The 25,349-nt window shown below is 67.7% G+C and carries 24 protein-coding genes; 15 read left to right on the top strand and 9 right to left on the bottom strand.

Annotated features, from left to right (window positions below):
• Positions 1 to 102 precede the first annotated feature (102 nt).
• Genes P6144_RS00755 through P6144_RS00740 form a run of 4 tightly spaced genes read left to right on the top strand, consistent with a single transcriptional unit; the run spans position 103 to position 3,585 of the window.
• A complete protein-coding gene (locus P6144_RS00755; protein ID WP_277765816.1) occupies positions 103 to 1,065 on the top strand; it encodes a hydroxymethylglutaryl-CoA lyase in 963 nt (320 codons plus the stop codon).
• Complete coding sequence (locus P6144_RS00750) at positions 1,062 to 1,745, top strand: isochorismatase family protein (protein WP_277765815.1); 684 nt, start codon at positions 1,062 to 1,064, stop codon at positions 1,743 to 1,745. Before P6144_RS00755 ends, P6144_RS00750 begins: the two co-directional genes overlap by 4 nt.
• Positions 1,745 to 2,668 carry a polysaccharide deacetylase family protein gene (locus P6144_RS00745; protein ID WP_277765814.1) on the top strand — a complete coding sequence of 308 codons (924 nt, stop codon included), beginning with the start codon at positions 1,745 to 1,747 and terminating at the stop codon, positions 2,666 to 2,668. The genes P6144_RS00750 and P6144_RS00745 overlap by 1 nt, the downstream gene beginning before the upstream one ends.
• The gene (locus P6144_RS00740) at positions 2,668 to 3,585 is read left to right on the top strand and encodes a polysaccharide deacetylase family protein (protein ID WP_277765813.1); all 918 of its coding nucleotides are present in this window, start codon (positions 2,668 to 2,670) and stop codon (positions 3,583 to 3,585) included. Before P6144_RS00745 ends, P6144_RS00740 begins: the two co-directional genes overlap by 1 nt.
• Here the strand turns inward: P6144_RS00740 and P6144_RS00735 are convergent.
• Genes P6144_RS00735 through P6144_RS00705 form a run of 7 tightly spaced genes read right to left on the bottom strand, consistent with a single transcriptional unit; the run spans position 3,582 to position 10,616 of the window.
• Positions 3,582 to 4,421, bottom strand: a complete 840-nt coding sequence (locus P6144_RS00735) for an alpha/beta hydrolase (protein WP_277765812.1) — start codon at positions 4,419 to 4,421, stop codon at positions 3,582 to 3,584. The genes P6144_RS00740 and P6144_RS00735 overlap by 4 nt on opposite strands.
• 1 nt (position 4,422) lies before the next feature.
• Positions 4,423 to 4,917, bottom strand: a complete 495-nt coding sequence (locus P6144_RS00730; RefSeq protein ID WP_277765811.1) for a nuclear transport factor 2 family protein — start codon at positions 4,915 to 4,917, stop codon at positions 4,423 to 4,425.
• Complete coding sequence (locus tag P6144_RS00725) at positions 4,914 to 5,822, bottom strand: hypothetical protein (protein ID WP_277765810.1); 909 nt, start codon at positions 5,820 to 5,822, stop codon at positions 4,914 to 4,916. The genes P6144_RS00730 and P6144_RS00725 overlap by 4 nt, the downstream gene beginning before the upstream one ends.
• A complete protein-coding gene (locus P6144_RS00720; protein WP_277765809.1) occupies positions 5,819 to 7,174 on the bottom strand; it encodes an MFS transporter in 1,356 nt (451 codons plus the stop codon). Before P6144_RS00720 ends, P6144_RS00725 begins: the two co-directional genes overlap by 4 nt.
• On the bottom strand, positions 7,171 to 8,628 hold the full coding sequence (locus tag P6144_RS00715) for an aldehyde dehydrogenase (RefSeq protein WP_277765808.1): 1,458 nt from the start codon (positions 8,626 to 8,628) through the stop codon (positions 7,171 to 7,173). The genes P6144_RS00720 and P6144_RS00715 overlap by 4 nt, the downstream gene beginning before the upstream one ends.
• 3 nt (positions 8,629 to 8,631) lie before the next feature.
• Positions 8,632 to 9,408 (bottom strand): hypothetical protein, encoded by a 777-nt coding sequence (locus tag P6144_RS00710; RefSeq protein WP_277765807.1) that lies wholly within the window; start codon positions 9,406 to 9,408, stop codon positions 8,632 to 8,634.
• Complete coding sequence (locus P6144_RS00705; RefSeq protein WP_277765806.1) at positions 9,405 to 10,616, bottom strand: FAD-dependent monooxygenase; 1,212 nt, start codon at positions 10,614 to 10,616, stop codon at positions 9,405 to 9,407. Before P6144_RS00705 ends, P6144_RS00710 begins: the two co-directional genes overlap by 4 nt.
• A gap of 168 nt (positions 10,617 to 10,784) precedes the next feature.
• Here P6144_RS00705 and P6144_RS00700 point away from each other — a divergent pair, with 168 nt between their 5' ends.
• The 3 genes from P6144_RS00700 to P6144_RS00690 all read left to right on the top strand — a co-directional run bounded on the left by P6144_RS00700 (position 10,785) and on the right by P6144_RS00690 (position 14,154).
• Complete coding sequence (locus tag P6144_RS00700) at positions 10,785 to 11,972, top strand: class I SAM-dependent methyltransferase (RefSeq protein ID WP_277765805.1); 1,188 nt, start codon at positions 10,785 to 10,787, stop codon at positions 11,970 to 11,972.
• Positions 11,973 to 12,037: 65 nt separating this feature from the next.
• Positions 12,038 to 13,354: an MFS transporter gene (locus P6144_RS00695; protein WP_277765804.1), complete on the top strand. Its 1,317-nt coding sequence runs from the start codon at positions 12,038 to 12,040 to the stop codon at positions 13,352 to 13,354.
• 32 nt (positions 13,355 to 13,386) lie between these two features.
• Positions 13,387 to 14,154, top strand: coding sequence for an IclR family transcriptional regulator (locus P6144_RS00690; protein WP_277765803.1), 768 nt, complete (start codon positions 13,387 to 13,389; stop codon positions 14,152 to 14,154).
• Between the two features lie 24 nt (positions 14,155 to 14,178).
• On the opposite strand, the gene P6144_RS00685 is transcribed toward P6144_RS00690, so the two are convergent.
• Complete coding sequence (locus P6144_RS00685; RefSeq protein ID WP_277765802.1) at positions 14,179 to 15,138, bottom strand: alpha/beta hydrolase; 960 nt, start codon at positions 15,136 to 15,138, stop codon at positions 14,179 to 14,181.
• Positions 15,139 to 15,331: 193 nt separating this feature from the next.
• Here P6144_RS00685 and P6144_RS00680 point away from each other — a divergent pair, with 193 nt between their 5' ends.
• The 7 genes from P6144_RS00680 (at position 15,332) to P6144_RS00650 (ending at position 23,993) form a co-directional block, all read left to right on the top strand.
• Positions 15,332 to 16,747 (top strand): FAD-dependent oxidoreductase, encoded by a 1,416-nt coding sequence (locus P6144_RS00680; RefSeq protein WP_277765801.1) that lies wholly within the window; start codon positions 15,332 to 15,334, stop codon positions 16,745 to 16,747.
• Positions 16,747 to 17,556 carry an alpha/beta hydrolase gene (locus P6144_RS00675; RefSeq protein WP_277765800.1) on the top strand — a complete coding sequence of 270 codons (810 nt, stop codon included), beginning with the start codon at positions 16,747 to 16,749 and terminating at the stop codon, positions 17,554 to 17,556. Before P6144_RS00680 ends, P6144_RS00675 begins: the two co-directional genes overlap by 1 nt.
• Positions 17,557 to 17,582: 26 nt before the next feature.
• Positions 17,583 to 18,176, top strand: a complete 594-nt coding sequence (locus tag P6144_RS00670) for a glutathione S-transferase family protein (RefSeq protein ID WP_277765799.1) — start codon at positions 17,583 to 17,585, stop codon at positions 18,174 to 18,176.
• A 232-nt stretch (positions 18,177 to 18,408) separates the two neighbouring features.
• Entirely contained in the window at positions 18,409 to 20,775 is a 2,367-nt protein-coding gene (locus P6144_RS00665) for a TonB-dependent receptor (RefSeq protein WP_277765798.1), read from the top strand.
• Positions 20,776 to 20,846: 71 nt separating this feature from the next.
• Positions 20,847 to 21,146, top strand: a complete 300-nt coding sequence (locus tag P6144_RS00660) for a hypothetical protein (RefSeq protein WP_277765797.1) — start codon at positions 20,847 to 20,849, stop codon at positions 21,144 to 21,146.
• 7 nt (positions 21,147 to 21,153) lie between these two features.
• Positions 21,154 to 23,124 (top strand): FAD-dependent oxidoreductase, encoded by a 1,971-nt coding sequence (locus tag P6144_RS00655; RefSeq protein ID WP_277765796.1) that lies wholly within the window; start codon positions 21,154 to 21,156, stop codon positions 23,122 to 23,124.
• A 17-nt stretch (positions 23,125 to 23,141) separates the two neighbouring features.
• Positions 23,142 to 23,993 (top strand): SDR family oxidoreductase, encoded by an 852-nt coding sequence (locus P6144_RS00650; RefSeq protein WP_277765795.1) that lies wholly within the window; start codon positions 23,142 to 23,144, stop codon positions 23,991 to 23,993.
• Between the two features lie 25 nt (positions 23,994 to 24,018).
• On the opposite strand, the gene P6144_RS00645 is transcribed toward P6144_RS00650, so the two are convergent.
• On the bottom strand, positions 24,019 to 24,417 hold the full coding sequence (locus P6144_RS00645; RefSeq protein ID WP_277765794.1) for a heme-binding protein: 399 nt from the start codon (positions 24,415 to 24,417) through the stop codon (positions 24,019 to 24,021).
• 68 nt (positions 24,418 to 24,485) lie between these two features.
• Here P6144_RS00645 and P6144_RS00640 point away from each other — a divergent pair, with 68 nt between their 5' ends.
• A complete protein-coding gene (locus P6144_RS00640) occupies positions 24,486 to 25,247 on the top strand; it encodes a GntR family transcriptional regulator (protein WP_277765793.1) in 762 nt (253 codons plus the stop codon).
• Positions 25,248 to 25,349: the final 102 nt, after the last annotated feature.

The following is a 25,349-nucleotide window of genomic DNA, read 5'->3' as shown; positions in this document are numbered from 1 at the left end:
TCCCGGCATTGCGTCTGCGCCTTGAACGGCGCCGCCTATTTGATATAGACCTAATACAAATAACGCAACGACCGGCATTCGGCCGGAACCGGGGACCTCGCCATGGAAGCCATGAAGGGCATCGACATTCTGGTCAGCGAAGTCGGTCCGCGCGACGGGCTGCAGAGCATCGATCGCGTGATGCCGCTGGAGGCCAAGAAGGCCTGGATCGCAGCGGAAGCCGCCGCAGGGGTGCGCGAGATCGAAGTGGGCAGCTTCGTGCCCGCCAAGCTCCTGCCACAACTCGCCGACACTGCCGAGGTGGTGGCGTTCGCGCGCACCATTCCGGGGCTCACGGTGGCGGTGCTGGTGCCGAACGCGAAGGGCGCGGCCGCCGCGATTGCCGCCGGCGCGCACAAGCTGACGCTGCCGCTCTCCGTCTCCGAGACGCATTCGCTGCGCAATCTTCGCCGCACGCACGAGCAGGTGCTGGCGGAAGCGAAGGAGATCGCCGGCATGATCGCCGCCCTGCCAGCCGGGCAGCGGCCGCATTTCGAGGGCAGCCTGTCCACCGCCTTTGGCTGCACGCTCGAAGGCGCGATTGCCGACGCGCAGATCGCCCGTCTCGCCGAGGGTCTGATGGCGGCGGGCTGCGACGAAGTCGGCATTTCGGACACCACCGGCTATGCCGATCCGGCGGCGGTGCGGCACATCGTCACGCTGGTGCGCGGCGCCGTCGGCGAAGCGGCGGTCACCGGCGTCCACCTGCACAATACGCGCGGGCTCGGCCTCGCCAACGCGCTGGCGGCGCTCGAATGCGGCCTCACCACGCTCGACAGCTCGCTGGGCGGCCTGGGCGGCTGCCCGTTCGCGCCCGGCGCATCGGGCAATATCGTGACCGAGGACCTGGTCTTCATGCTCGAGGCGATGGGCTTGCGCACCGGCATCGACATCGAGCAGTTGAACCGCGTTCGCGCCATCCTTGCCGAGGCGCTGCCCGGCGAACCCCTTTACGGCTTCACGCCGGACGCCGGGCTGCCGCTCGGCTTCCGGGATGCCGACACCCGCATCATGGAGGTAGCATGACGATTTTGGGCACACGCATGGTGCGCGAGGACAAGACGGCGCGGCAGCTCTTCGAAGAAGTGATGGCCAATCCGGCGCGCAAGAAGTTCGGCTTCGGCGAGAAGCTGGCGATCGTGAACATCGATCTGCAGAACGCCTATACCCGGATCGACGAGTTCAAGACCGCCTATGAGACCGATCCGCGGCAGATCGAATATGTGAACACCCTCTCTCGCCTGGCGCGCGCCAAGGGCATGCCGGTGATCTGGACGCACGTCGCCTATGCCGATGACGCGTCCGACGCGGGCGTGTGGGGCACGCGCACCAACACCGAAGACAGCCTGCAGAACATCAAGTACGGCTCGCGCCGCCACGCGCTGGACGATCGCTGCGAGATCGATCGCGAACGCGACGCCATCTACACCAAGCGCATGCCCTCGCCCTTCTTCGAGACGCCGCTTCAGAGCCTGCTCGTTTGGCACAAGGTCGATACGGTGGTGTTCACCGGCGGCTCGACCTCGGGTTGCGTCCGCGCCGCCGCGGTCGACAGCCTCAGCCGCGGCTATCGCACGATCGTGCCGATCGAGACCTGTGCCGACAAACACGAGAGCTATCACTTCGCCAACCTCACCGATCTTCAGCTGAAATATGCTGATGTCGAGCCGGTGCAGACGGTGATCGACTGGCTGGAGGCTCGCTGATGCGCGAGGGCGAAGCCGATCCCGGCCTCTATGATTTCCGCCCCTATCGCGACCGCGCGAAGATCGAATGGCCCGAGGGCAAGACGGTCGCGGTCTGGGTGTCCCCCAATATCGAGTTCTACGAGCTCGATCCGCCCGCCAATCCGCACCGCAAGAGCTGGACCAAGCCGCACCCGGACGTGGTCGGCTATGCGCACCGCGACTTCGGCAACCGCGTCGGCCACCAGCGGCTGGTCGACGCGATGGAGCGGCACGGGTTCAAGGGCTCGGTCTCGCTCTCGGTCGCGATGTGCCAGCATCACCCCGAAATCATCGATCAGGTGAACGCGCTCGGCTGGGAATTCTTCAGCCACGGCGTGTACAATACCCGCTACAGCTACGGGATGGACGAGGCGCAGGAGCGCGCGCTGATCGAGGACGCGATCCGCACCGTGCGCGACGCCACGGGGCAGACGATCAAGGGATGGCTCGCCCCCGCGCTGACCCACACGCCGCGCACGCTGGACCTGATCGCCGAATATGGCCTCACCTATACCTGCGACCTGTATCATGACGATCAGCCGGGGCCGGTGCATGTACGCGAGGGCCGGCTCGTCTCCATGCCCTACAGCCTGGAAGTGAACGACCATTACGGCTTCCTCGTCTATAACATGAGCCCGCGCGAATATGCGCAGACGCTGATCCGCCAGTTCGAGCGGCTCGCGGCGGAGGGGGCCGAATCGGGCACGGTGATGTGCATTCCGCTGCATGCCTATCTGATCGGCCAGCCGCACCGCATCGCCGCCTTCGAGGAAGCGTTGCGCCACATCGCCGCCGATGGCCGCGCCTGGATCACCCGCTCGGGCGACATCGCCGACCATTTCCTTGCCCATGGCTATGACGCCGCGACCGCGGATGCGGCACGCTATACGGAGGCGCGCTGATGACGCTCGACCCGTCCTATCTCGACTATCCCAAGCGCCGCCACGGCATGGATCACGACTATTATCCCTGGTCCGATCTGCGCGCCCGCGCACCGATCGCCTGGCCCGGCGGGAAGAAGGTCGCGGTGTGGATCGTCGCTGATCTCGAATGGTTTCCGATCACCCCGGCGGACAAGCCGTTCCGCGCACCGGGCCACATGCAGACCAGCTACCCGGACTATCGCCATTACACCGCGCGCGAATATGGCACCCGCGTGGGCTTCTACCGGATGCTCGATGCCTTTGCGAAGGTCGGCGCGACCGTCTCGGTCGCCGCCAACGGCGCCATCGCTGAGCGCTATCCCTCGATCCTTCGTGACATCGTCGCCGCAGGGCATGAGGTGATCGCGCATTCCACCGACATGAACGGCACCATCGCCAGCGGCCTCGATGAGGATACCGAGCGCGCGCTGATCGCCGGCTCGCTCGATGCGCTGGAAAAGGCGACGGGAGGCCGGCCGCGCGGCTGGCTGTCGATCGCCCGTTCGCAGAGCTTCAACACGCCGCACCTGCTCGCCGAAGCGGGGCTCGATTACATGTGCGACTGGGTCAATGACGAGCTGCCCTATCGCTTCCACACCGCCGCCGGTGACATCGTCAACCTGCCGCTCAGCCATGAGCTGTCGGATCGGCAGATCATCGTGAACCAGCAGCACGGGGTCGACAGCTATGTCGAGCAGATGCTCGACGCCTATGATCTGCTCGCGGGCGAGGCGGAGACCTATGGCGGCCGCATGCTGCCGCTCAACGTGACGCCCTATATTCTCGGCCTGCCCTATCGCATCGATGCCTTCGAGCGGCTGCTCGCCGAGCTTGCCGCGCGTCCCGGCGTCTGGTTCGCCCGCGGCGACCAGATCGTCGACGCGGCAGGCATCTAGCTTCGCGGCGCGCGCCCCAGGAAGGCGGCGATCGCCGCTGCTTTTTCCGTGGGCGCGCGCCCGACCTCCACTATTTCGCCGGCAGGCAGCCGCGCCGCGAGCCCGTCCACGGCCGCGCGCAGGTCCGGCAGTTCGCCTTCGGCCCGCCAGACCTGGGTTGGCGCCTGCACCGCGCTGAGCCGCTCTGCGACAGGATGGCGAAACGCCGCGCGATACGCCTTGTGATAGGATGTCAGCGCCTTGAGCACGTCGAGCGTCGCTGCGTGCAACTGGGCGGCATCGGGCATCGCCCGGGTCATCAGTCGATGCTCGGGGTCGCGCAGGAAGTGCGGGAAGTGCACGACCTGGTCGCGGATATAGTTGAACGCCCAGCCATATTGACCGCCATAGTCGTCGGGAGTCTTTTCCGGCGCATAATGCTGCAGGAAGAGCGCGCGGACGTCGGGCGGATAGTCGATCAGCCCGTCCAGGATCAGCCGTCCGACCCGCGCGGGATGGCGCGCGGCCGTCTCCACGGCGATCCGCGCGCCGGTATGCGTGCCATACAGGTCCACTTGATCGAGCCCGAGCCGGTCGAGCAGCGCCGCCAGGGCATCGGCATACCAGTCCATGTCGGGATCCGCCGGCGCGAGATCGTCCGAATCGCCGTTGCCCGGCGTGTCGGGTGCGATCAGCGGCAGGTCCGAACCGGCCAGGGCGGAGAGCAAAGGTACCAGCGCGCGCGAGGATCCGGGCGACGCGTGGACGAGCAGCAGCGGCGTCCCCTCCCCCGCCACCTGCCGCAGATGGATCTCGCCGCCCTTCGTCCGCACGAAGCCGCGGTCGATCGTCCGCATTTCAGCCCTCGGCCTTGGCCGCAGCCTTGGCTGCGATCCGCGCGTGCAGCACCGGATCGACCATCGCCTCCGCCGCCTGGCGCATCTGGATGAGCGCGGCGAGCGGCGCCTCGACATAGTGGAACAGCCTCCAGCCCGCAGGCTTGCGGCGCAGCATCGCACTCACCCGCACCGCGCCGCCGATCGGGCGCGGATAGAGCCGGTTGCCCGGGATCAGGGCGTTCCAGCGCATGTGGTAAAAGGCGATGGCCACATCGGGCGCGGCTTGGCGGACCTCCAGCCGATCCCAGGTCAGCAGCCGCTCGGACTTGCTGCGGTCGATCCCCCAATAGGCGTGGATCGCCGGCCAGCCGAGCATCGGCTCCGCTTCCTCGGCCACATAGATCGGCGCTGTCTCGTCCGTATCCCACAGCGCCTGCATCGCCGGCACGTCATAGGCATTCCACAGCCGCATATAGTCGGCGACGAAGGCCGCGATTTCCTGCTCGATGCTCATGCGGCGCTCCTGTCGGTGGCGAGAAGTTCGATGCGCTCGCCTGCCGCGCCCAGCCAGGCCTGCAGGCGGTCGTCGGGCGCTTCGGAGAGCCGCGGCGGCAACACTGCGTCGGGATCGTAGCCGTCTCCGCCCGCACGCACGTCGAGCGTGACCACCGCCATGCCGGGCGGCAGGTCGCCCGCGCGTGTCGCGCGCGGTCCCATCGCCTCGGCATAACCGTCCAGCTCAAGCACTGTGCCCCATTCGAGCTCGACCAGCCCCAGGTCGGTCTTGTGGTCGGCGGGCAGGCCGTTGGCTTCGTTGATGATGCCGATCGGTGTCGGCTTGGGCGGCCGTACCGTATTGGTGAAGGCCCGGGCATAGGCCTGGTTCATCGCCGCGATGTCGGGCCCGCCTGCCACCACCGAGAATACCCGCCCGACAAAGGCGCGTGCCGGCCCCAGCTCCATCCCGCATCCCGGCGGCGCATGGGTGAGATACACGCATTCACCGGCCGGCCCGATCACCTGCATCGCACTGATCTTCGGATAGTTGGTGAGCGGCCGCGGCCCGCCGATGCGGCGAAAGGGCGATCCCTCGATCCGTTCTGCCAGCTTGTTGACGTCCTCGACGATGATCTCGGTGGCGTTCCAGCCATGCGTGGTCAGGGCGTGCCACGGCTCGACATGCAGCGTCTCGACGAAGTGGAGCGGCACTATCTCGTCGCTCGCGGAGATCATCGACACATAGCGCCGGCCCGCTGCCTCGGGCGCCTGCCACAGCGCCGCACGCTCGGGCGCCACGCGGCCGCGGTCGATCACGGCATAGCCAAGCACCTCGCCATAGGCGGATTCCATCGCGGCGATGTCGGGCACCGAATAGGTCACGGCACGGATGCCGCCCAGGCGGCGGCGCAGGTCGGTCATGGATTGGGCTCCCGGCTGGCAGAGGCGGCGATCAGCTGTTCGACTTCGGCGACGCCGCGGCGGAACGCCTTCATGCCGAACAACAGGATGAGGATGGCTGGGATTCCGATCGCCGCGGTCTCGATCGCCATGGCGGTGCCCAGCGCTGCGGGATCGCCGAGCCAGTCGACCAGCAGGCCGACGGGCACCGGGCCGATCACCAGGCTGATCAGGCTGAGGATCATGAAATACACCGCCGTCGTCGTCGAGCGCACGTCGCTCGAGGTGAGCAGCGTCAGCGACGAGGGGCCGGCAGTGCCGCACAGGCACTGGCCGAGCATGAAGCAGGCGAACCCGGCCGCGGCCCAGCCGCCGCTCGGCGCCAGCGGATAGAAGATCGTCGCCGGGACGACGATGCAGATGCCGAGCAGGAAGACGCGCAGCGTGCCGTCCCTGTGCCCCGCCTTGAGCTGCCGGCTCGCCAGCCAGCCGGCGAGCGGATAGCCGATCAGCCCCACCCCCAGATAGATGAGCCCCGCCGTCACGCCATAGCGGCGCACGTCCCAGCCGAAGCTCCGCTCGAACAGCGCGGTGTTCCACAGGCTCAGCGTGCCGATCGACAGCGATCCGGCATTGGCGAGCACCAGCGGCAGGAAGGCGCGCCAGCGCTGGGCCATGAAGCGCAGCGCGGTGCCCAGCGGCACGTGATGCGCCGCGTCCTCGCCGATCGCGGCGCCGATCCGCTCGGTGCGCGGCGGTTCGGGCACCGCAAGCATCGCCGCGGCGAGCAGCAGCCCCGGCGGGCCGGCGACCAGGAACACGAACTGCCAGGGCTCGACGCTGCCGATCACGGGCAGGCTGATCGGCGGCAGGCCCGAGATATAGGCAAACAGCGGGCCACCGCCGAGGAAGGCCAGCGCCGATCCGAAGGTGGTGCCCGCCATCATCAGCGCGACCGCACGCGGGCGGCGGCTGCGATCGAACCAGTCGCTGATCAACGACAGCGCGCACGGCGTCAGCGCCGCCTCCCCCAGCCCCACGCCCAGTCGCGAGAGCAGCAGCAGCCCGAACCGGTCGGCGAAACCCGCGAGCATCGTCATCATGCACCAGATCGCGATCGCCCCCGCCAGCAGCTTGCGCCGGCTGTAGCGGTCGGCGAGATAGCCCGCCGGCAGCGCCATGGTGCAATAGAAGACGGCAAAGGCGGGCCCGAGCAGAAGCCCAACCTCGAAGTCGCTCAAGTGCAGCCCCGCCTTGATCGGCTTGATCAACAGGCTCGGCAGGAAACGGTCGAGATGCGACAGCGCCTGGGCGAGAAACAGCAGTCCTACTGCGAGCCACACCCGGGGCGGTGCGGCCCGAAGCGCCGTCATGCGCCAAGCTTCCGCAGCTGGAGCGGCCGACGCGGAATGCTCACCGTCTTGGCGCGCGTATAGAAGGCTTCACACTCCAGCCCGCCATCGCCGCCGATGCCCGATTCCTTCCAGCCGCCGAACGGCGCGCGCAGCTCGCGCATCATCGGCGTGTTGCACCAGACGGTGCCCGCCTGGATCCGCTCCTGCGCCGTCATGATCCGCTGAAGGCTCTGCGACCAGACATAGGAGACGAGCCCGAAGCGGCTGTGATTGGCCAGCGCATAGGCCTCGTCATCGGTATCGAACACCATCAGCGCGGCGAACGGGCCGAAGATCTCCTCCTGGAACAGCCGCGCGTCCCGGTCGGCGGCGCGAACCAGCGTCGGCTCGACATAGGCGCCGGTGTCGCCCGCGCGGCACCCGCCGGTGAGCAGCTCGCCTTCGGCGGCGGAGCCGGGCACGAAGCTCAGCACATGCTGCATATGCCGCTGCGAGACCATCGGGCCGATCACCGTCGCCGGGTCGCGCGGATCGCCCACCTTGATCCGGCGGGCGCGCTCGACGAACGCTTCGATGAACCGGTCGGCGATGCCGCGCTGGACGAGGATGCGCGACCCCGCCAGGCACTGCTGGCCGTTGTTGGTGAAGATGCCGAGCAGCGCGCCGTCCAGCGCCGCCTCGAAATCCGCATCGTCGAAGATGATGTTCGCCGACTTGCCGCCCAGCTCGACCTCGGCCGGCTTGAGCAGCTCGCCGGCGGTCCGCATGATCACCCGCCCCGTCGGGGTGCCGCCGGTGAAGCTGACCAGGTCCACCTCCGGATGCCGGATCAGCCGGTCGCCGGTCGTCGCGCCGCGGCCGTTGACCAGGTTCACCACGCCCTCGGGCAGCCCCGCCTCGCCCAGCAGCTCCACCAGCTTGCTGATCCCCAGCGGCGCCTGTTCCGAAGGCTTGAGCACGCAGCTGTTGCCGAAGGCGATCGCCGAGGCGACCTTCATCGAACCGAGCGCGATCGGCGAGTTCCACGGGCTGATCAGCGCCGCGACGCCCACCGGTTCGCGGCGCACCATAGTGAGATAGTCGGGATGCTGCTCGTAGAGGCGGCCGGTCGCCTGTCCGATATAATCGGCGAAGAAGCGGAAATTGTCGGCCGCGCGCAGCACCGATCGGCCGCGGATTTGCGCGAGCGGCAGCCCGGTATTGGTGCATTCGATATCGGCCAGCGTATCGGCGGATGCCTCGATCAGCTCGGCGCAGCGGCGCAGCACAGCCTGCCGCGCCTCGACCGGCATGAAGCGCCAGCTACCGTCGTCGAAGGCACGCCGCGCCGCCAGTACCGCCCGGTCCACCGTTGCGTCGTCCGCCTCGGGGAGTTCGGCAACGAGAGTGTCGGTCGCGGGGTCGATGATCGCGATCGGCGCGCCGCCGGACGCCACTTTTTCGCCGGCGATGAGGGCAGTGATCGTATCCATGGATCAGGTTCCTTGCAGCGTGGCCGCGCGGCATCGGGCACGCCATTCATGGCTTGCGGTGCTTTGGGGATCGAGGAGGTCGCCCTGGCCCAGCCGCTCCGACAGCGCGGCGGCAAGGCACAGGTTGGAGGAAAGCACCGGGACCGCATCGCTGCCGCTGGCGATCAGCGGCAGCGAGGGCATGCCGGTGCCGCTCAACAGAACCGCGTCGACGCCCGAGAGGTCGGCGCGCGCCAATGCGGCGGCGGCGTCGGCGCTGCCCAGCGCATAGATGCCGCGCGTGTCCGCATCCGGCGCGAGCTCGCCCGCCCCGATCACCGGGCCCACTTCATAGCCGCGGGCCGACCAGTAGCGCTCGGAGGCGGCGCGCAACCCTTCCGGATAGGGGCTGATCAACGCGATGCGCCGCGCACCCAGCCGATCGAGCGCCCCGGCAATCGCGTCGGCAGCGGTGACGATCGGATAGCCGAAGCGATCCTCGCACGCCGCCAGCACGCGCTGTGCGTCGGATGCATCGACCAGATAGGAAGAAGCCGTGCAGGCAAAGCCGAAGGCCGCCGGGCGCAGCGTGTCGAACGCCTCGAGATAGTCCGCCAGCCGCAGCAGATATTCGCGCAGGCGATCCGCAGGCACAGGCGCCGCGCTGGTCAGGCGCGTGACCGCCATCGCGACGCCCGCCGGCAGCAGGATCGCCATCTCGGCCTCCACCGTCGGATTGGCCTGCGGCGTGCCGATGCCGATCAGGCCGTGACGGCCATAGTCATAGGCCCCGGCGCTCACGCGATCGCTGCAGCCCGGCGCAGGCCGGCGATCATCGAGCTGCGGAGCAGATGCTCGCGCGCCGCCTCGGGGTCGGCCGCCGTCTTCTGGAGCGCACGCAGCATCTCCAGCCGCTTGGCATCGTCGCGTTCCTGCATCCGCGCACGGTTGCGGTCCGCCTGAGCCAGCACCTCCTGCTCGGCGATCGGCCGCCGGCGGCGGGTGTAACGGTCGAGCAGCAGGTCCGGGGCGCCGTTCCACACCTCGGCAAGCGTCGAGATCAGCTCGAAGGCATCGTGGACGCCGCCGTTCATCCCCATGCCGCCCGACGGCGAATTGACATGCGCGGCATCGCCGGCAAGCAGCAGCCGGCCGTTCCGGTACGTATCGGCGATCCGCATATGGATGCGATAGGCACGCGTCTCCATCACGGGATGGTCGCCGGCACCAGGCGTGATCTCCTGCAACTTGCGGGCGATGCTCTCGGGCTGCAGCGCGTCCTGCAAGGTCTCGTCGCCATCCGGATAAAGGCTGCAGCGCCACAAATGGCGCAGCCGCAACAGCGAGAAGGTGCCGCCGTCCTTCCACACATAATTGACGTTGGAGAGGCCCTTCAGATGCTCCTCGAACGGGAAGGTCGTCGTCGCCAGCACCGTGGTCTCGGGATAGGTCTTGCCTTCGAAACCGATGCCCGCCGCCTCGCGCACGACGCTGCGCGAACCGTCCGCGCCGATCACGAAGCGCGCGGAGAAGGTCTGCGGCTCGGCATCGGGCTGGCCGACCGGACGCGCGGTCACGACCGCCCCCCGTTCGTCCTGCACCACGGAATCGACCTGCCAGCCGAGCATCAGCTCGCCCTTGCCCGCGGCGCGGATACGATCGAGCAGCAGCGCGCACAGCCGTGACTGCTCGCATTGCAGCCGGAACGGATGGCGCGTGTCGCCCGCGATGACGCCCAGGTCGAACTTGGCACGCTCGCCGGTGCGATGCAGGCGAATCTGCCAGGTCGGGCTCACCAGCCCTTGCGCGATCAGGGGTTCGGCGAGACCATGCTCGTCGAGCATGTCGAGCGTCGGCGGATGAAAGGTGGAGGCACGCAGATCGGTGGCAAGCACCGGCTCCGCCGCGAGGAGCAGGAACGGGATGTCGTAATGACCGAGCAGATAGGCTGCGGTCAGCCCGACCGGCCCTGCTCCCACCACGATCACGCCTGTCTGCGTCGTCGTCATGCGCCCCTCGTCGTCACGTATTTGTTATAGATTTATGAGTAATCGGCGTTTGGCAAGAGTGTTTTTCAGCACCCGCGCTGCCCTTCGCAGAGCCGTTGTGCAGACAGGATGGCCATGTTACGCTCCGATTCGGAACATAGTTCTGCATGTCAGAACGGAGGTGCGTTTATGACGGAAGCGGTTCTCGCGAACTCGGCGGTCGCCGATATCGAACAGGTCACCCAGCCGACGCATGACGAGATTGCGCGGCAGAAATTCTGCAGCACGCTGCGCCGTCATGCGATCCAGGATTTCGCCGAGGCACTGGAGGCCGATTACCGCACCCACATCGCGCCCCGCATGGCCGAGCCGGCGCAAACCTGGCAGGATATCGACCGCGCGATGCGCAAGGAGGCGAGCTACCGCTTCTACAGCGCGCTGCGCTACAACGCGCAGGAGATGTGCTTCCAGTCGGTGCAGCCGCAGGTCGAGCGTGCCCTGCCCGAGCTGATCGCCACGGCGCGCGATGCGGCGGCGCGCAGCCCGGCAGGCGGCAGCGTGCGGACCGATCCGAACTTCGAAGTGCCCAAATATGTCGACGTGATGGACGTGCATCTCACGCCCGGCTGCTTCCACACGGAATGGACCGCGGACGATGTCGCGCAGGGCGCGGTGGTCAGCCTCGGTGCGCGCGTGTTCACTGCGCAGCAGAGCCACCGTGCCTGGGGCGGCGTCGCCCGCGTCGTCAGCCGGTGGATCAAGGCCGAGTTTCCCGATTTCGATCCCGAACGCATGCTCGATATCGGCACCAGCTCGGGCAAGAACCTGATCCCCTATGTCCAGGCATTCCCGGGCGTCGAGGCGCACGGCATCGATGTCGGCGCGCCGCTGCTGCGCTACGGCCATGCGATCGCCGAGCATGAAGGCGTGCCGGTGCATTTCAGCCAGCAGAATGCCGAGGCTACCGACTTCCCCGACGGGCATTTCGACCTGATCGTCTCCAGCTTCTTCTTCCACGAGATCCCGGTCTGGGCGACCAAGAAGGTGCTCGCCGAATGCCACCGGCTGCTCCGCCCCGGCGGGCTGATGGTCCACCAGGAGCTGCCCGCGCACGACCTGGTCGACGCGTGGGAGAATTATTTCTGGAACTGGGACACGCGCAACAACAACGAGCCGGCCTACACCGCCTGGCGCAACCAGGATCCGATCGCCCTGATGGAAAAGGCCGGCTTCGATCCGGCGGCCAGCTTCGCGCATATCCTGCCCGATCTCGGCGCCTATCCCGATCGCGCCACCGCGTTCGGCTGGGATGAGCCCGGGCGGCCGCGCCATGGCAAGGGCGGCTGGTACGTGTTCGGCAGCCGCAAGCCGGCCTGATCCGAATGGCAACGCTGAGCGGCGCCGCCGCGCCCAATGAACCCACTCCTCTGGAGCACAGCACGATGGCCCGAACCGGCACCGTCTATCGCTGGTACGTGGTAATCCTACTGCTGGCCGTCTTCATCCTCTCCTATTTCGACCGCTTCATCCTTTCGCTGCTGGTCGAGCCGCTCAAGGCCTCGCTCAAGCTCAGCGATTTCGAGGTCGGCCTGCTGCTCGGCCCGGCCTTCTCCACCTTCCACGTGCTGGTGGCGATTCCGCTTGGCTGGTATGCCGATCGCTCCAACCGCAAATGGCTGCTCTTCGCCGGCATCGTCATCTGGTGCTCGATGACGGTCGGCAGCGGCCTGGTCGCCACCTTCCTGCCGCTGTTCCTGATGCGTCTGGGACTGGGACTTGGCGAAGCGGTGGTCAGCCCCTGCTCGGTCTCGATGATCAGCGACTATTTCAACCGGCGCGAGCGCGCCCGCGCGATCAGCGTCTATATGGCGGGGCCCTATCTCGGTGCGGGCCTGGCCTTCCTCGTCGGCGGCGCCGTCGTCGGCTATCTCACCAAGGTCGGCCATGTCACCTGGCCGATCTTCGGCACGCTAGCGCCCTGGCAGGCCACCTTCGTGCTCGTCGGCATCCCCGGCTTCCTCTTCGCCGGCCTGATGCTGTCGGTGAAGGAGCCCAAGCGGCAGGAGACGCTCGCGGCACGACCCAGCATCACCGGGGCGTTCCGCTATATCGGCGCGCGCTGGCGCGGCTTCGGCGCGCTGATCGTCGGCTCCACCTGCAACTTCGCGCTGAGCGCGCTCACCTTGTGGAACGTGCCGCTCTTCTCGCGCGTCTGGGGATGGAGCGTGATGGAGACCGGCTTCGTCACCGGCCTTTTCTATTTCACCGCCGGCCCGATCGGCACCGCGCTCGCCGTCTGGTCGGCCCGCCATTTCGCCGGCCGGATCGACGGGTCGATGCGCGTGCTCATCCTCGGCCTGCTCATCTGCGTGCCGGCGAGCGCGCTCTATCCGGTCATGCCCACCGCCGAGATGGGCGTCGCGCTGATGTTCATCGCGTTCATCGGCAAGTCGGTGGCCACCGCCGGCGGCCCCGCCTCGATGGCACAGGTTACGCCCGGCGAGATGCGCACCCAGGGTCTGGCGATCTTCAACACCTTCATCTCGCTGATCGGCCCGCTGCTGGGCCCGCCGATCATCGGCGCCGCCACGGACTTCACCGGCGATCCGAAGAAGATCGGCGTCGTCCTGTGCTTCTACGTGCTGCTGATCGGCATCCCGTCGATTCTGATCGCGATCTTCGGCCTCAAGCACTACCGCGCCGCGGTGCTCGACCTCGAGTCCGCGCTGGCAGAGGCGCAGCCGCCGGCCCGGGATTGAGCCCGAAGCCTGCAGAAACTAATAGGGGTTCCATGGACAAGACGATCGTGAAGGGCATGGCTGTGCTCGAGGCATTGGTCGCCTCGCCCGAGCCGGTGGGCGTTTCCGAGCTTGCCCGGCAGGTGGGGCTCACCAAGAGCAACATCCACCGCACGCTGCAGACCTTTGTCGAGCTCGGCTATGTCGCGTCGCTCAACGGCCGCTACTCCGCCACGCTCAAGATCTGGCAGCAGGGCGCCAAGGTGATCGAGCGCCTCGACCTGCGACACACGATCCGCCCGATCATGGACCAGCTGGCCCGCGCCACGCTGGAGACCGTGCACCTCGCCATCTCGGCCGGGCCGGAAGTGATCTACATCGAGAAGTCCGAAGGCGTGCATTCGGTCCGCGCCTTTTCCGAGATCGGCGAGCGTGCGCCCGCGCATTGCTCGGCCACCGGCAAGGTCTTCCTCGCCTTCCATCCGACGGCGCTGCGCGAGACGCTTTCGCAGCCGCTGCGCGCCTATACCCCGCGCACGATCACCGATCCGGAGCAGCTGGAAGCCGCAGTGGCGGACGTGCGCGAGCTCGGCTTCGCGATCAACCGCGGCGAATGGGAAGCGGCGGTGGGCGGCGTCTCGGCGCCGGTCTGGGGCCCGGACAATCAGCTGATCGCCTCGATGGGGCTCACCCTGCCGCTGTCGCGCTTCACCGACGAGAACCAGGCGACGCTGATCACCCAGGTGCGCGCCGCCGCTGCCGAGGCGTCGCGCGCGCTCGGCGCGTCGCCCGGCATCGCCGGCGCCCGGCTGGTGGCCTGACGGCCACCGCGCCGGCACGCACCGCTACTTCTTCGGCAGTCCCTTCACGAAGCCGGCGGCGATGTCCGACCAGCGCGCCGGCTCGACCAGCAGCATGTGCGCCGATCCGTCCGAGAATTTCTGGTAGCGGAAATTGGGCTTCATCGCGCCGGTGCGCTCGTCGATCTTGTTGAGCGCATCGGCGCCGTCGGACAGCACCAGCAGCGGCACCGCGATGCGCTGCAGGTCCCCCGCCATGTCGTTGTGATAGACCGCGGCATGCGCGACGTCCGAAGCACCGGCCAGGAACAGGTTCAGCGTCGACCAGTTGATCGTCGCCAGGTTGCGCGGATAGGCGCCCTGCCCCTTCCAGAGCTTGGCGTAATAGTTGCTCAGATGGCTGCCATCGGGCTTCAGCGTCATGTCCGGCTCGGGCAGCGCCAGCCGCTGCGCGCGCTCGGCATCGTTGTAGTTGGGCGCGCCGTGCAGGATCACGCCGGTCACGCGCTCGGGGTGCCGCGCGGCCAGCGCTGCGGCGATCGACGCGCCCGTATGATGCCCGGCCACCGCCACGCGGCGAATCCCCAGCCGATCGAGCACGGGGATGATATTGTCGGCATATTGCTGGATCGTCGGCTTGCCGTCGGGCGCATCGGACATGCCATAGCCGGGCGTATCGACCGCGAGCGTACGCACGCCGCGCTCGGCCAGGCAGGGCTGGATGTCGGCCCATTCGATCAGCGACCAGGGCGTCTGGTGGATCAGCAGCAGCACCGGCCCGGTCTTCGGCCCCATCAGGCGATAATGGACCTGCCCCATCGGCGTGTCGGCATAGCCCTTGCCGCCCTTGAGCACGCCCAGCCCGTCCCAGTGCGAATCGCTGGTCGCCGGCGGATGGCACCCGCTGGCCCGTGCGGACGGGGGCGCCGCATCGGCGGCGTGCGGCGCTTCCTGCGCGAAGGCAGTGGAGGAAAGAAGGGCAGCGACGGTCAACACACGCAGCATCAATCACCTCGTTCCGTTATTTGATACGATGTTCCACAAATCAGTGTGTTCCAGCGCAACAAAGCTGTCAATTGCCGGCTCCGCACGCCGCAGAAACTGCGCAACCGCGGTATCAATGCGCTTGACGCGCCTCGCAAACGCGGCCTAGCCTCTATTTCGGAACATCGTTCTGTATTTTAGAACAAGGCGGGCCATGTACGACATCATCATCGTTGGCGGGGGATCGGCGGGGCTTACGGCCACGATCTTTGCCGCCGAGCGCGGCGCCCACGTCCTGCTGCTTGAGGCTGCCGACGTGCTGGGCGGCACGCTCTGGGTCGCCACCGGCCAGATGAGCGCCGCGGGCACCCGGCTGCAGCGCGAGCGCGGGATCGCGGACAGCCCGGATGCCCATTTCGCCGACGTGATCCGCATCAGCCGCGGCACGATCAACCCCGGCCTGGCCCGCCTCGCGATCGACAATGCCGCCGCCACGTTCGACTGGCTGATGGAGCGCGGCTTCGAGCCGCTGCCCGAGCATCCGATCAAGGGCTTCGGGCACGAGCCCTATAGCGAGAACCGCTATTATTGGGGGGAAAAGGGCGGCGTCAGCGTCAAGGACGTGATGGTGCCGATCGTCGAGCAGCTGGTCGCCGCCGGAAAGGTCGATCTTCGCCTGAAGCACGAAGCGACGGCGCTCCGCACCGATGCGGCCGGCGACGTGGTCGGCGTGACCGCCCGCGATGCCGATGGCGTCGAGACCAGCTTCGAAGGCGCAAGCGTAGTGCTGACCACCGGCGGTTATGCCGCCGATCCGGCAATGTTCGCCGCGCTCAGCGGCTATCCACTCTACAATGCGGCGCCCTACCCCTTCTCGCGCGGCGCCGGCCTCCGGCTGGGCGAAGCCGTGGGCGGCTATCTCCGCGGGCACGAGAATGTGTTCAACAATTTCGGCACGCTCTACAACAGCGACAGCTTCCCCGCCCGCGCGCTGGCAACGGTCGAGACCTTCCCCGAGCGGCGTGAGCCCTGGGAAATCTATGTGAACGTCCACGGCCAGCGCTTCATCCGCGAGGACATCCGCAGCGTCGATGCCCGCGAGATGGCGCTCAGCGAGCAGCCCGATCGCCGCTACTGGATCGTCTTCGATCAGGCGATCCTCGACGAAGCCCCGCCGATGATCGTCGGCTGGAGCCGCGAGCAGATGGTCCAGGCCTTTGCCGAGGACGGCCCTGCCTTCGCGCATGCCGATACGCTGGCCGGCCTTGCCGCCATCACCGGCATCGATGCCGATGGCCTCGCAAAGTCGGTCGCCGGGTTCAATTACGGCGTGCAGACCGGCAACGACTTTTTCGGCCGCACCCATGCGCCGCGCGCGATCGGCGCTGGCCCCTTCTACGCGATCCGCATGCAGGGCAGCTCGATCTCGAGCGCGGTCGGGCTCGCGGTGGACGATACGCTGCGGGTCATCCGCCCCGATGGCAGCGTCGTCGGCAATCTTTATGCCGCCGGCGAGCTGCTCGGCTCGGGCCAGACCATGGGCAAGGCAGCCTGTGGCGGCATGATGGTGACGCCCGCGCTGACCTTCGGCCGGCTGCTCGGCGAGCGCCTCGCCCCGGTCGCCGCCTGATGCTGCCGCCGGTCAATGTCCTGCCGGGCGAGCGCCGCGGCTATGTCGAGGGTCCCGAGGGCCAGGTCCATTATCGCGAGCTCGGCAAGGGCGATCCGATCGTGCTCGTGCACCAGGCGCCCTGGGGTTCGATCCAGTATCGCCGGGCGATCCCCGTGCTCGCCGCGGCCGGCTATCGCGTGATCGTGCCCGATCTGCCGGGCCACGGCATGTCCGATCCCCCGCGCGAATCCGCCAGCATCGAGGCCTATGCCGAAACCGTCGCCGCGGTGATCACGGCGCTTGCGCTGCCGCCCGTCGCGGTCGTCGGCCATCATGGCGGCGGGCTCGTTGCGGCGCGGCTCGCGGCGGCGCATCCCGCCAGGGTCCGCGCCCTCGTTACCGACAACATGCCCTATTACACTGCCGCGCAGCGCGCCGAGCGCGCCGCGCATCTGTCGGACGTGCAGGAGATCAAGCCCGACGGCAGCCACTTCACCGATCGCTGGGCCGTGGTCCGCCGCATCGCCGATCCGGCCTGGTCGGACGAGACGGTCCATGTCGGCATCGTCGCCTATTTCGCCAACGGCCCGTGGAAGGAAGACGGCCATCGCGCCGCACCGGCCTATGATCTCGAGGCGGATCTCGATCGCATCGCCTGCCCCACGCTGGTAATCGCCAGCCATGCGGATCGGCTGTTCCCGATGGGACGGCAGCTCGTCGAGCGGCGGCCCGGCTGGAACTATGCCGAGTTGCCCGGCGGCGCCGGCATGGTGTTCGAGCGCGCGCCCGAATGGGCCGACCCGATCCTCAAATTCCTCAACTCCTGAACGCACGCAACGGAAAGGCGCCGCCCATGACCATCACCATCTATGGCCGCCCCGGATCGCGTGCCCGTCGCCCGCTTTGGGTCGCGCGCGAGCTCGGCCTGGACGTCGAGAACATCGAGCCGGCGCCCGGCGCGATCAAGCAGCCCGACTATCTCGCGATCAATCCCAACGGCAAGGTGCCGGCGCTGGTCGAGGACGGCTTCACGCTGTTCGAGTCCTTCGCGCAGAGCCTCTATCTCGCCAAGAAGTTCGGCCTGGGGAAACTCTATCCGGAGGATGCCCAGGCCGAGGCCCAGGTCTGGCAATGGACCTTCTGGGGGCTGAACGAGCTGGAGAAGCATCTCACCACCTGCCTGTTCGAGCGGGTGATCAAGCCCGAGGATCAGCGCGATGCCGCGGCGGCCGATGCCGCCGAAGCCGCGCTGGCGGGCCCGCTGGCCGTGCTGGACGCCACGCTCTCCGGCCGCACCTGGCTGCTGGGTGAGGATTTCAGCGTCGCGGACATCAATCTCGCCGCGATCGCCGCGCTTTCCACGCCTACCCGCGTCAGCCTTTCGGCCAATCCGAACGTCGCGCGCTGGCTCGCTGCGGCAGTGGCTCGGCCGGGGTATAACGGCTGACCTGTTGCACACCGATCACACCATTTCGGGACATATTCAAAGCGTCATAAACCACGTGACTCCCAAAATTAAATGTCATACACCTATAACAAATAAAACAATCGTTGCGCAGGAATAAGCCCCGCCGTCGTGGATCGACGGGGCATTGGAACCTTTTGCCCGGAAGAGCCGGGCTCTTCGAGCGGGCTTGGGGTCCGGATCGGACCAATCGGAAAGGGGTTTCGGTATGAGAATGACGCTTCGGACAGGGCTCGCCATCGGGCTCAGCCTTGCTGCTCTGGCGACCGGCACGGCGCAGGCCCAGACGACCACCACGGCACCGGATACGACGGTTGCGGAACAGACCCCGCCGGCCGATGCGGCTCAGGACGGCGTCGGCGACATCGTCGTCACCGCGCAGCGCCGCGAGCAGCGGCTGCAGGACGTGCCGCTCGCCGTTTCGGTCCTGACGTCGCAGGACCTGGAAACGCGCCAGATCACGCGCACGATCGACCTGTTCAGCTACGTGCCGAACATGATCGCGCACAACAACACGTCGGTCGGCACCGCGAACAGCTATTCGATGCGCGGCCTCAACAACAACGAGACCATCTCGACCTTCGATCTGCCGGTCGGCACCTATGTCGACGACGTCTATATGTCGCGGCAGAGCGCCAACAATTTCCAGTTCTTCGACGTCGAGCGGATCGAAGTGCTGCGCGGCCCGCAGGGCACGCTGTTCGGGCGCAACACCACCGGCGGCGCGATCAACGTCATCCTGAAGAAGCCGGCGAACGAGTTCGGCGGCTTCGTCGAGGGCAGCTACGGCAAGTATGACCGCGTCACGATGCGCGGCTCGGTCGACGTGCCCATCATCAAGGACAAGCTGCTCACCAAGTTCCAGGCCTATTATGTCGACGACAATGGCTATGTAGAGAACCGCGTCACCGGGCAGGAGCTCAACTCCGAGCACAGCTATGGCGGCCGCGGCGCGGTGCGCTTCCTCGGCGAAGGCGTCACCTGGGACATCACCGGCGACTATAACTACCAGAGCTACGCCAACTTCCCGAACTTCTACGATCCGGCGACCAAGGAGCGGGTGAGCTATACCCGTCTGCGCGAAGGCCAGACCGTCTCGCAGATCTTCGGCGGCCGCAGCTATCTGTCGTCCGGCCTTGCCGACAACACGCTGGGCAACGTCGCCGAGAGCTGGTCCGCGACTTCCAACCTCGAGATCGAGGCGACGGACAACCTCACGGTGAACCTGATCACCGGCTATCGGCACATCTATAACGAATATCTGACCGACAGCGCGATGAGCCTGCTCAGCACCTCGACCGTTTACACCTATCCGGGCGACATCGTCACCCCGGTGGCCGGATCGACCTCGGTGCTCGCCAACGACAGCTGGCACGGCCAGTTCAGCCAGGAAATCAAGTTCACTGGCAATGCCTTCGACAACAAGCTCACCTATGTCGGCGGCCTCTACTATATCCGCGAAGACAACAAGACGAGCTTCGCCAACGTCTCGATCACCGCTGCCGGCGTGGGTACCCTCTCGGCCGATCGCACGATGTGGAACAACACCGATGCGATCGCGGGCTATTTCCAGGGCGACTACAAGCTGACCGACTCGCTGACCGCGACCGCCGGCATCCGCTACACCGCCGAATACAAGGACATCCACTTCGCGCCCAACGCCTCGCCGTTGACGCCGGTGGGCACCAACCTGCCCTTCACCACGCTCGACGTCATCAACGCGGGCAATCCGGTGAAGCAGAGCGCGCATGTCTGGACGCCGCGCTTCGCGCTCGACTGGAAGCTCGCGCCCGACGTATCGGTGTTCGCTTCGGCGACCAAGGGCTTCAAGTCCGGTGGCTGGGTCTCGCGTTCCTATAACGCCGCGGGCATGTTCACCTTCGGCAAGGAAACGATCTGGTCGTTCGAAGGCGGCCTGCGCTCGCAGTTCTTCGATCGCAAGGTGCGGTTCAACCTCACCGGCTTCTACTTCAACGACTTCGACAACCAGCTTCCCGCGGGCCGCGAGAACCCGCTGGTGCCGGGCCAGATCATCTACGTCACGCGCAATTTCGCCGATCTGCGCAACTACGGCGTCGAGGCCGAGCTGACGGTCGCGCCGGTGCGCGGTCTCAACTTCTCCTGGACCGCCGGCTGGCAGCATGCCCGCTTCAAGAACATCGATCCGTCGGTGCTGGCCCAGGCCGAGCGCTGCCGGGCGGGCGTCGCGGTATCGACCAACTGCAACCAGGGCATCGTCACGTCGAGCGGGCAGATCGCCCTGCCCAGCCGTGTCGCGCCGTTCAACTCGACGGTGAACCTCAGCTACACCGCCGATCTCGGCAAGTTCCAGTTCATCCCCTCGGGCAGCTGGGCCTATACCGACGGCAGCTATCCCTCGGCGCAGAACGATCCGCGCGGCTATCAGGAGGCGCACAGCCTGTTCAACGCCGGTCTCACCCTGCGCAACCGCGACATGGGCTGGAGCCTGTCGGCCGAGTGCACCAACTGCTTCAACAAGCGCTACGTCGCCTCGTTCCTGATCTTCCCGTATCTGAACGAGCCGGGTCGCTGGTCGCTGCGCGCGCGCTTCGACTTCTGATACGTATGCAGATGGCGGCGGATGGGGATGCCCGTCCGCCGCCTTTCTGCCCATCGAGACGAGTGACCCCGATGCCTGAATTCCGCCCGCCCGAAGACGTCACGCTTCCGCGCAGCAGCAAGGGCCCGCGACCGCATTTCTTCGACGATCCCGCGGTCGATCAGGTGATGACCTTCATCTTCGAGCTGATGACCGAAGTCGCGGTGCTGCACGAACGGCTCGACACGGTCGAGCGCCTGCTCGATGCCGAGGGCACGGTTACCCGCGAAGGCATCGAATCCTACCGCGCCGATGCCGCGGTCGAGGCCGAGCGCAATGCCTGGCGCAACGGCTATTTCCAGCGGGTCATGCGGATGCACACGCGCGACTGACCCAGCGGTGACGGCCTATCCCCATCTCTTCTCGCCGGTCGCCATTGGCGGCCGCACCTTGCGCAACCGGATCGTGCATGCGTCGATGTCGACGCATTATGCGCAGGGCGGGCGCATCACCGATCGGCTGATCGACTATTACGCCAATCGCGCCCGCGGCGGCGCGGCGATGCTGGTGAGCGAGCCGATGGCGATGCTCTCCTGGCAGCAATTGCCGACGCGCCCCGCCGTGCTTTCGGGCGTCAATGCCGATGCGCTGGCGCGCTGGGCGGATGCCGTGAACGCGCATGGCAGCCTGATGCTCGGCCAGGTCCAGGACAATGGCCGCGGCTTTCGCTCGGGCTTCCGCAATCCGCATGCCTTCGGCCCCTCGGCGCTGCCCGACGACCTCAGCGGCACGATCCCGCATGCGCTTTCGCTCGACCAGATCGCGCGGATGATCGACGAGTTCGCGCAGTCCGCCCGCGCGCTGCAGCAGGCGGGCTTTGCCGGCGTCGAGATCTCGGCGGGCCATGGCCATCTCTTCCACCAGTTCCTCGCCCGCCGCTCCAACATCCGCGAGGACCGCTATGGCGGCGACCTCGCCGGCCGCAGCGCGCTGCTGCTCGAGCTGATCCAGGCGCTGCGCCAGAGCTGCGGCGCCGACTTCCTGATCGGCGTCAAGCTGCCCGGCGAGGACGGCATGGAGGACGGCATCGACCTCGACGAGGCCGCCCGCATCACCGCGCTGGTCCATGCCGGCGGCGGCGTCGACTATCTCACCTATTGCTGGGGCGCGCACGGGCGCACGCTCTACGAGCACCTGCCCGACCTGCACGGCCCGCGCACCCCCTATGTCGACCGCATCGCCGCGCTCGGACGCCACGCCCCCGGCGTGCCGCTCGGCGCGCTCGGGCTGATCACCGATCCCAACGAAGGCGAGCGCATCGTCCGCGACGGGCTCGCCGACCTCGTCATGCTCGGCCGCCCGCTGGTGACCGATCCGGCCTGGGGCCTCAAGGCCGAGGCGGGGCGCGAGGCGCAGATCCGCTACTGCGTCGGCTGCAACACCTGCTGGCACATGATCAATGTCGGCCGCGGGCTGCACTGCGACAACAACCCCCGCGTCGGCGCGGCGGACGAGGCGGACTGGCAGGTCCAGCCGGCCGCCGAGCGCCTCCGCGTCGCGATCGTCGGCGCCGGCGTCGCGGGCATGGAGGCCGCCTGGGTCGCCGCCGCGCGCGGGCACGAGGTGACGGTCTTCTCCGCCTCGGACGAGGCCGGCGGCAAGACCCGCCTGCACGCGCTGCTGCCCGGCGGCGAGAATCTCAGCAGCGTCTATGACTATCAGCGCCTCGCCGCCGAGCGCGCCGGCGCGGTGTTCCGCTGGGGCACGGTCGCGCAGCCGGAGGACATCAGCGCGCTCGCGCCGGACCGGGTGATCCTCGCCACCGGCGCCTCCCCCGCCTTCCCCGCCTACCTGCCCGAGGAATATCGCGACTTCTTCCCCGATCTGCGCAGCGTCGTGGCGGCCTTTGCCGAGCGCGGCGGGCGCGAGCCGGGCACCGCGGTGATCCACGATGCCGACGGCACCGCCTTCACCTATGCCGCCGCCGAGCTGCTCCTCGCCCGGTTCGAGCGCGTGGTGCTGCTCACCGACCGTGACCGGATCGCCGGCGAGGAGGCGATGGTCACGCGCCAGGGCATCCAGGCACGCTTCGCCGCCAAGGGCATTCAGGCGATCTGCGGCGTCGTCCCCCTCGCCTCCTCGCGGCTCGAGGAAGGCGAGGTCAGCTATGCCGATGTCTTCACCGGCGCAGCGGGCACGCTGACCGACGTCGCGCTGTTCACCTACGCGACCCCGCGCATCCCCAATGTCGCGCTCGAGGCGCCGCTCAGGGCCGCCGGGATCGACGTGCGCCTGGTCGGCGATGCCTGGGCGCCGCGCACCGTGCTTGCCGCGACGTCCGAAGGCTATCGCGCCGCCATGGAAATCTGAGCCACAGGAGTTTGCCCATGTACCCCGATCTCGAAGGCAAGGTCGCCATCGTCACCGGCGCCGGCCGTCACGGCGGCCTGGGCGCCGCCATCGCCCGCAAGCTGGCGGAGGACGGCGTCCGCATCGTGCTGCACGATCTCGGCCAGACCAAGGGCGACATGGCGCCCGAGCACGGCGTCGGCGCCCAGTCCGAGCTCGAGCAGATCGCCGCCGATCTGCGCACCCTGCACCCGGGCATCGTCACCCATACGGCGGACATGCGCGTCGAGGCCGAGGTCGAGGGCCTGGTCGCCCGCGCCGTCGCCGAGTTCGGCCGGCTCGATATCCTGATCAACAATGCCGGCGTCGGCTATCTGTTCGGCCCCTTTGTCGAGCAGACCCAGGAGAAGTGGGACACCGTGCTCGACGTCAATCTGCGCGGCGCCTTCTTCGCGATGAAGCACGCGATCAAGCAGATGCTCAGCCAGGACGAAGTGCCCGGCTGGGGCCGCGGCCGGGTCGTCTCGATCGGCAGCCGCGGCTCCAAGTCGGGCTCGGCGCTCACCTCGTCCTACATCGCCTCGAAGCACGGGCTGGTCGGCCTCACCCGCTCGGTCGCGATCGAGATGGGGCCGAGCCAGATCAACGTGAACATGGTCTGCCCGAACCATGTCACCACCGGCCTCGGCTCCTGGCAGAACGACTATATGGCGCGGATGCGCGGCCAGACGCTCGACGAATATCTGGAGGCGATGCGCGGCCGCATCCCGCTCGGCCGCGTCGGCACGCCGGAAGACACCGCCAATGCCTGCGCCTTCCTGTGCTCGGGCCAAGCCCGCTACATCACCGGCGAGGCAATGAACGTCTCGGGCGGCGAGGAGATGCACTGACCTCCCCGCCTTTCCCTGGACGCCCTCAGCCAAGGGCGTCCAGCGCAGCCTGGGCGATCGCCACATCCTGCTCGCCGGTGCCGCCGGAGACGCCCACCCCCCCGATGCAGGCGCCTTCGTAGCGCACCGGCAGCCCGCCGGGCATCGGCAGATAGTCGGTCAGCCGCAGCAATTCGGGCTCGTCCTTCAGGCGGGCGGTGAGCGCGCCCGACGGCGCCCGCATCAGCGCCGCCGTCCGCGCCTTGGCCAGCGCCACGGCCGGCGTCATCGCGCCCGTGCCGTCCGATCGGTAGAGGCGGCAGGCATAGCCGCCCTCGTCGACAATCGCTATGGTCGCCGCGACATTGATCGCGCGCGCCTGCGCCAAACCCGCGTCCAGCATCGCGTCGAGCGCGGCGGCATCCAGTCCATGCTTTACGATCATCGGGCAATTTCCTCTTGTTGCTGTTGGAATTTCAGGACAAGCCGGCTGCCCGAAGGGGAGAAACTGCCTTGAGCAAGCACAGCGACGAAGTGGCGGCGGTGGACCGGCTGCAGGCAGTGCCGCTGTACCACCAGATCTTCCTCCAGCTGCGAGAGGAGATCATCAGCGGCAGCCGCGCCTTCGGCTCGCGCCTCCCCACCGAAGAAGAATTGTCGGAGAGCTTCGGCGTCTCGCGCATCACCGCGCGCCGCGCGCTTGCCGAACTGGCCGGCACCAACCTGGTCGAGCGCAAGCGCCGCGTCGGCACGCATGTCACCTATCAATCGCCCGTCCGCCCGATCAAGGGCAGCATCGAGCAGGCGCTGGAATCGCTGATCACCTATGGCCGCGAGACCCGGGTGCGCATCCTCGAGCTCGAGACGATCCCCGCCCGCGCGCCGATCACCGAGGCGCTCGGGCTCGCGCATGACGAGCCGGTCCTGCGCGTGTCGCGCGTGCGCTGGCTCGACAACCAGCCGATCAGCCATCTCGTCAGCTATGTCCCCGCCGATCTGGCCGGCGCGATGGACCGCGCCGCACTGGAGACCACGCCGATGCTCAGCCTGCTCGAACAGGCCGGCGTGCATATCGGCGCTGCCACCCAGACGATCACCGCGTCGCTCGCCGATGCCGGCCTCGCCACGTTGCTCGAAGTCGATATCGGCTCGCCGATCCTGCGCGTCAGCCGCACCGTGATGGACACCGCGCAGCGCCCGGTCCAGCACGTGCTCGCGCAGTTCCGCCCCGATCTCTACCAGATCAAGCTCGACCTCAATTCCGCGCGGGCGTGAGGCGACGGGGCGGCTGCTGGCGACCATGACGGCCCTTTTGGCACGCCGATCTCATTTGATATAGAAATAAGTGTAATTGGTGATAGGCTGCCCTTCATGGCA

The sequence above is a fragment of the Sphingomonas sp. HITSZ_GF genome, from assembly GCF_029543155.1.
GTDB lineage: Bacteria > Pseudomonadota > Alphaproteobacteria > Sphingomonadales > Sphingomonadaceae > Sphingomonas.
This window is presented reverse-complemented; position numbering and strand designations above follow the sequence as displayed.

Coding starts and splice junctions, on each gene's coding strand:
- P6144_RS00755 (WP_277765816.1), top strand. CDS start 103: ATGGAAGCCATGAAGGGCATCGACATTCTGGTCAGCGAAGTCGGTCCG.
- P6144_RS00750 (WP_277765815.1), top strand. CDS start 1,062: ATGACGATTTTGGGCACACGCATGGTGCGCGAGGACAAGACGGCGCGG.
- P6144_RS00745 (WP_277765814.1), top strand. CDS start 1,745: ATGCGCGAGGGCGAAGCCGATCCCGGCCTCTATGATTTCCGCCCCTAT.
- P6144_RS00740 (WP_277765813.1), top strand. CDS start 2,668: ATGACGCTCGACCCGTCCTATCTCGACTATCCCAAGCGCCGCCACGGC.
- P6144_RS00735 (WP_277765812.1), bottom strand. CDS start 4,421: ATGCGGACGATCGACCGCGGCTTCGTGCGGACGAAGGGCGGCGAGATC.
- P6144_RS00730 (WP_277765811.1), bottom strand. CDS start 4,917: ATGAGCATCGAGCAGGAAATCGCGGCCTTCGTCGCCGACTATATGCGG.
- P6144_RS00725 (WP_277765810.1), bottom strand. CDS start 5,822: ATGACCGACCTGCGCCGCCGCCTGGGCGGCATCCGTGCCGTGACCTAT.
- P6144_RS00720 (WP_277765809.1), bottom strand. CDS start 7,174: ATGACGGCGCTTCGGGCCGCACCGCCCCGGGTGTGGCTCGCAGTAGGA.
- P6144_RS00715 (WP_277765808.1), bottom strand. CDS start 8,628: ATGGATACGATCACTGCCCTCATCGCCGGCGAAAAAGTGGCGTCCGGC.
- P6144_RS00705 (WP_277765806.1), bottom strand. CDS start 10,616: ATGACGACGACGCAGACAGGCGTGATCGTGGTGGGAGCAGGGCCGGTC.
- P6144_RS00700 (WP_277765805.1), top strand. CDS start 10,785: ATGACGGAAGCGGTTCTCGCGAACTCGGCGGTCGCCGATATCGAACAG.
- P6144_RS00695 (WP_277765804.1), top strand. CDS start 12,038: ATGGCCCGAACCGGCACCGTCTATCGCTGGTACGTGGTAATCCTACTG.
- P6144_RS00690 (WP_277765803.1), top strand. CDS start 13,387: ATGGACAAGACGATCGTGAAGGGCATGGCTGTGCTCGAGGCATTGGTC.
- P6144_RS00685 (WP_277765802.1), bottom strand. CDS start 15,138: ATGCTGCGTGTGTTGACCGTCGCTGCCCTTCTTTCCTCCACTGCCTTC.
- P6144_RS00680 (WP_277765801.1), top strand. CDS start 15,332: ATGTACGACATCATCATCGTTGGCGGGGGATCGGCGGGGCTTACGGCC.
- P6144_RS00675 (WP_277765800.1), top strand. CDS start 16,747: ATGCTGCCGCCGGTCAATGTCCTGCCGGGCGAGCGCCGCGGCTATGTC.
- P6144_RS00670 (WP_277765799.1), top strand. CDS start 17,583: ATGACCATCACCATCTATGGCCGCCCCGGATCGCGTGCCCGTCGCCCG.
- P6144_RS00665 (WP_277765798.1), top strand. CDS start 18,409: ATGACGCTTCGGACAGGGCTCGCCATCGGGCTCAGCCTTGCTGCTCTG.
- P6144_RS00660 (WP_277765797.1), top strand. CDS start 20,847: ATGCCTGAATTCCGCCCGCCCGAAGACGTCACGCTTCCGCGCAGCAGC.
- P6144_RS00650 (WP_277765795.1), top strand. CDS start 23,142: ATGTACCCCGATCTCGAAGGCAAGGTCGCCATCGTCACCGGCGCCGGC.
- P6144_RS00645 (WP_277765794.1), bottom strand. CDS start 24,417: ATGATCGTAAAGCATGGACTGGATGCCGCCGCGCTCGACGCGATGCTG.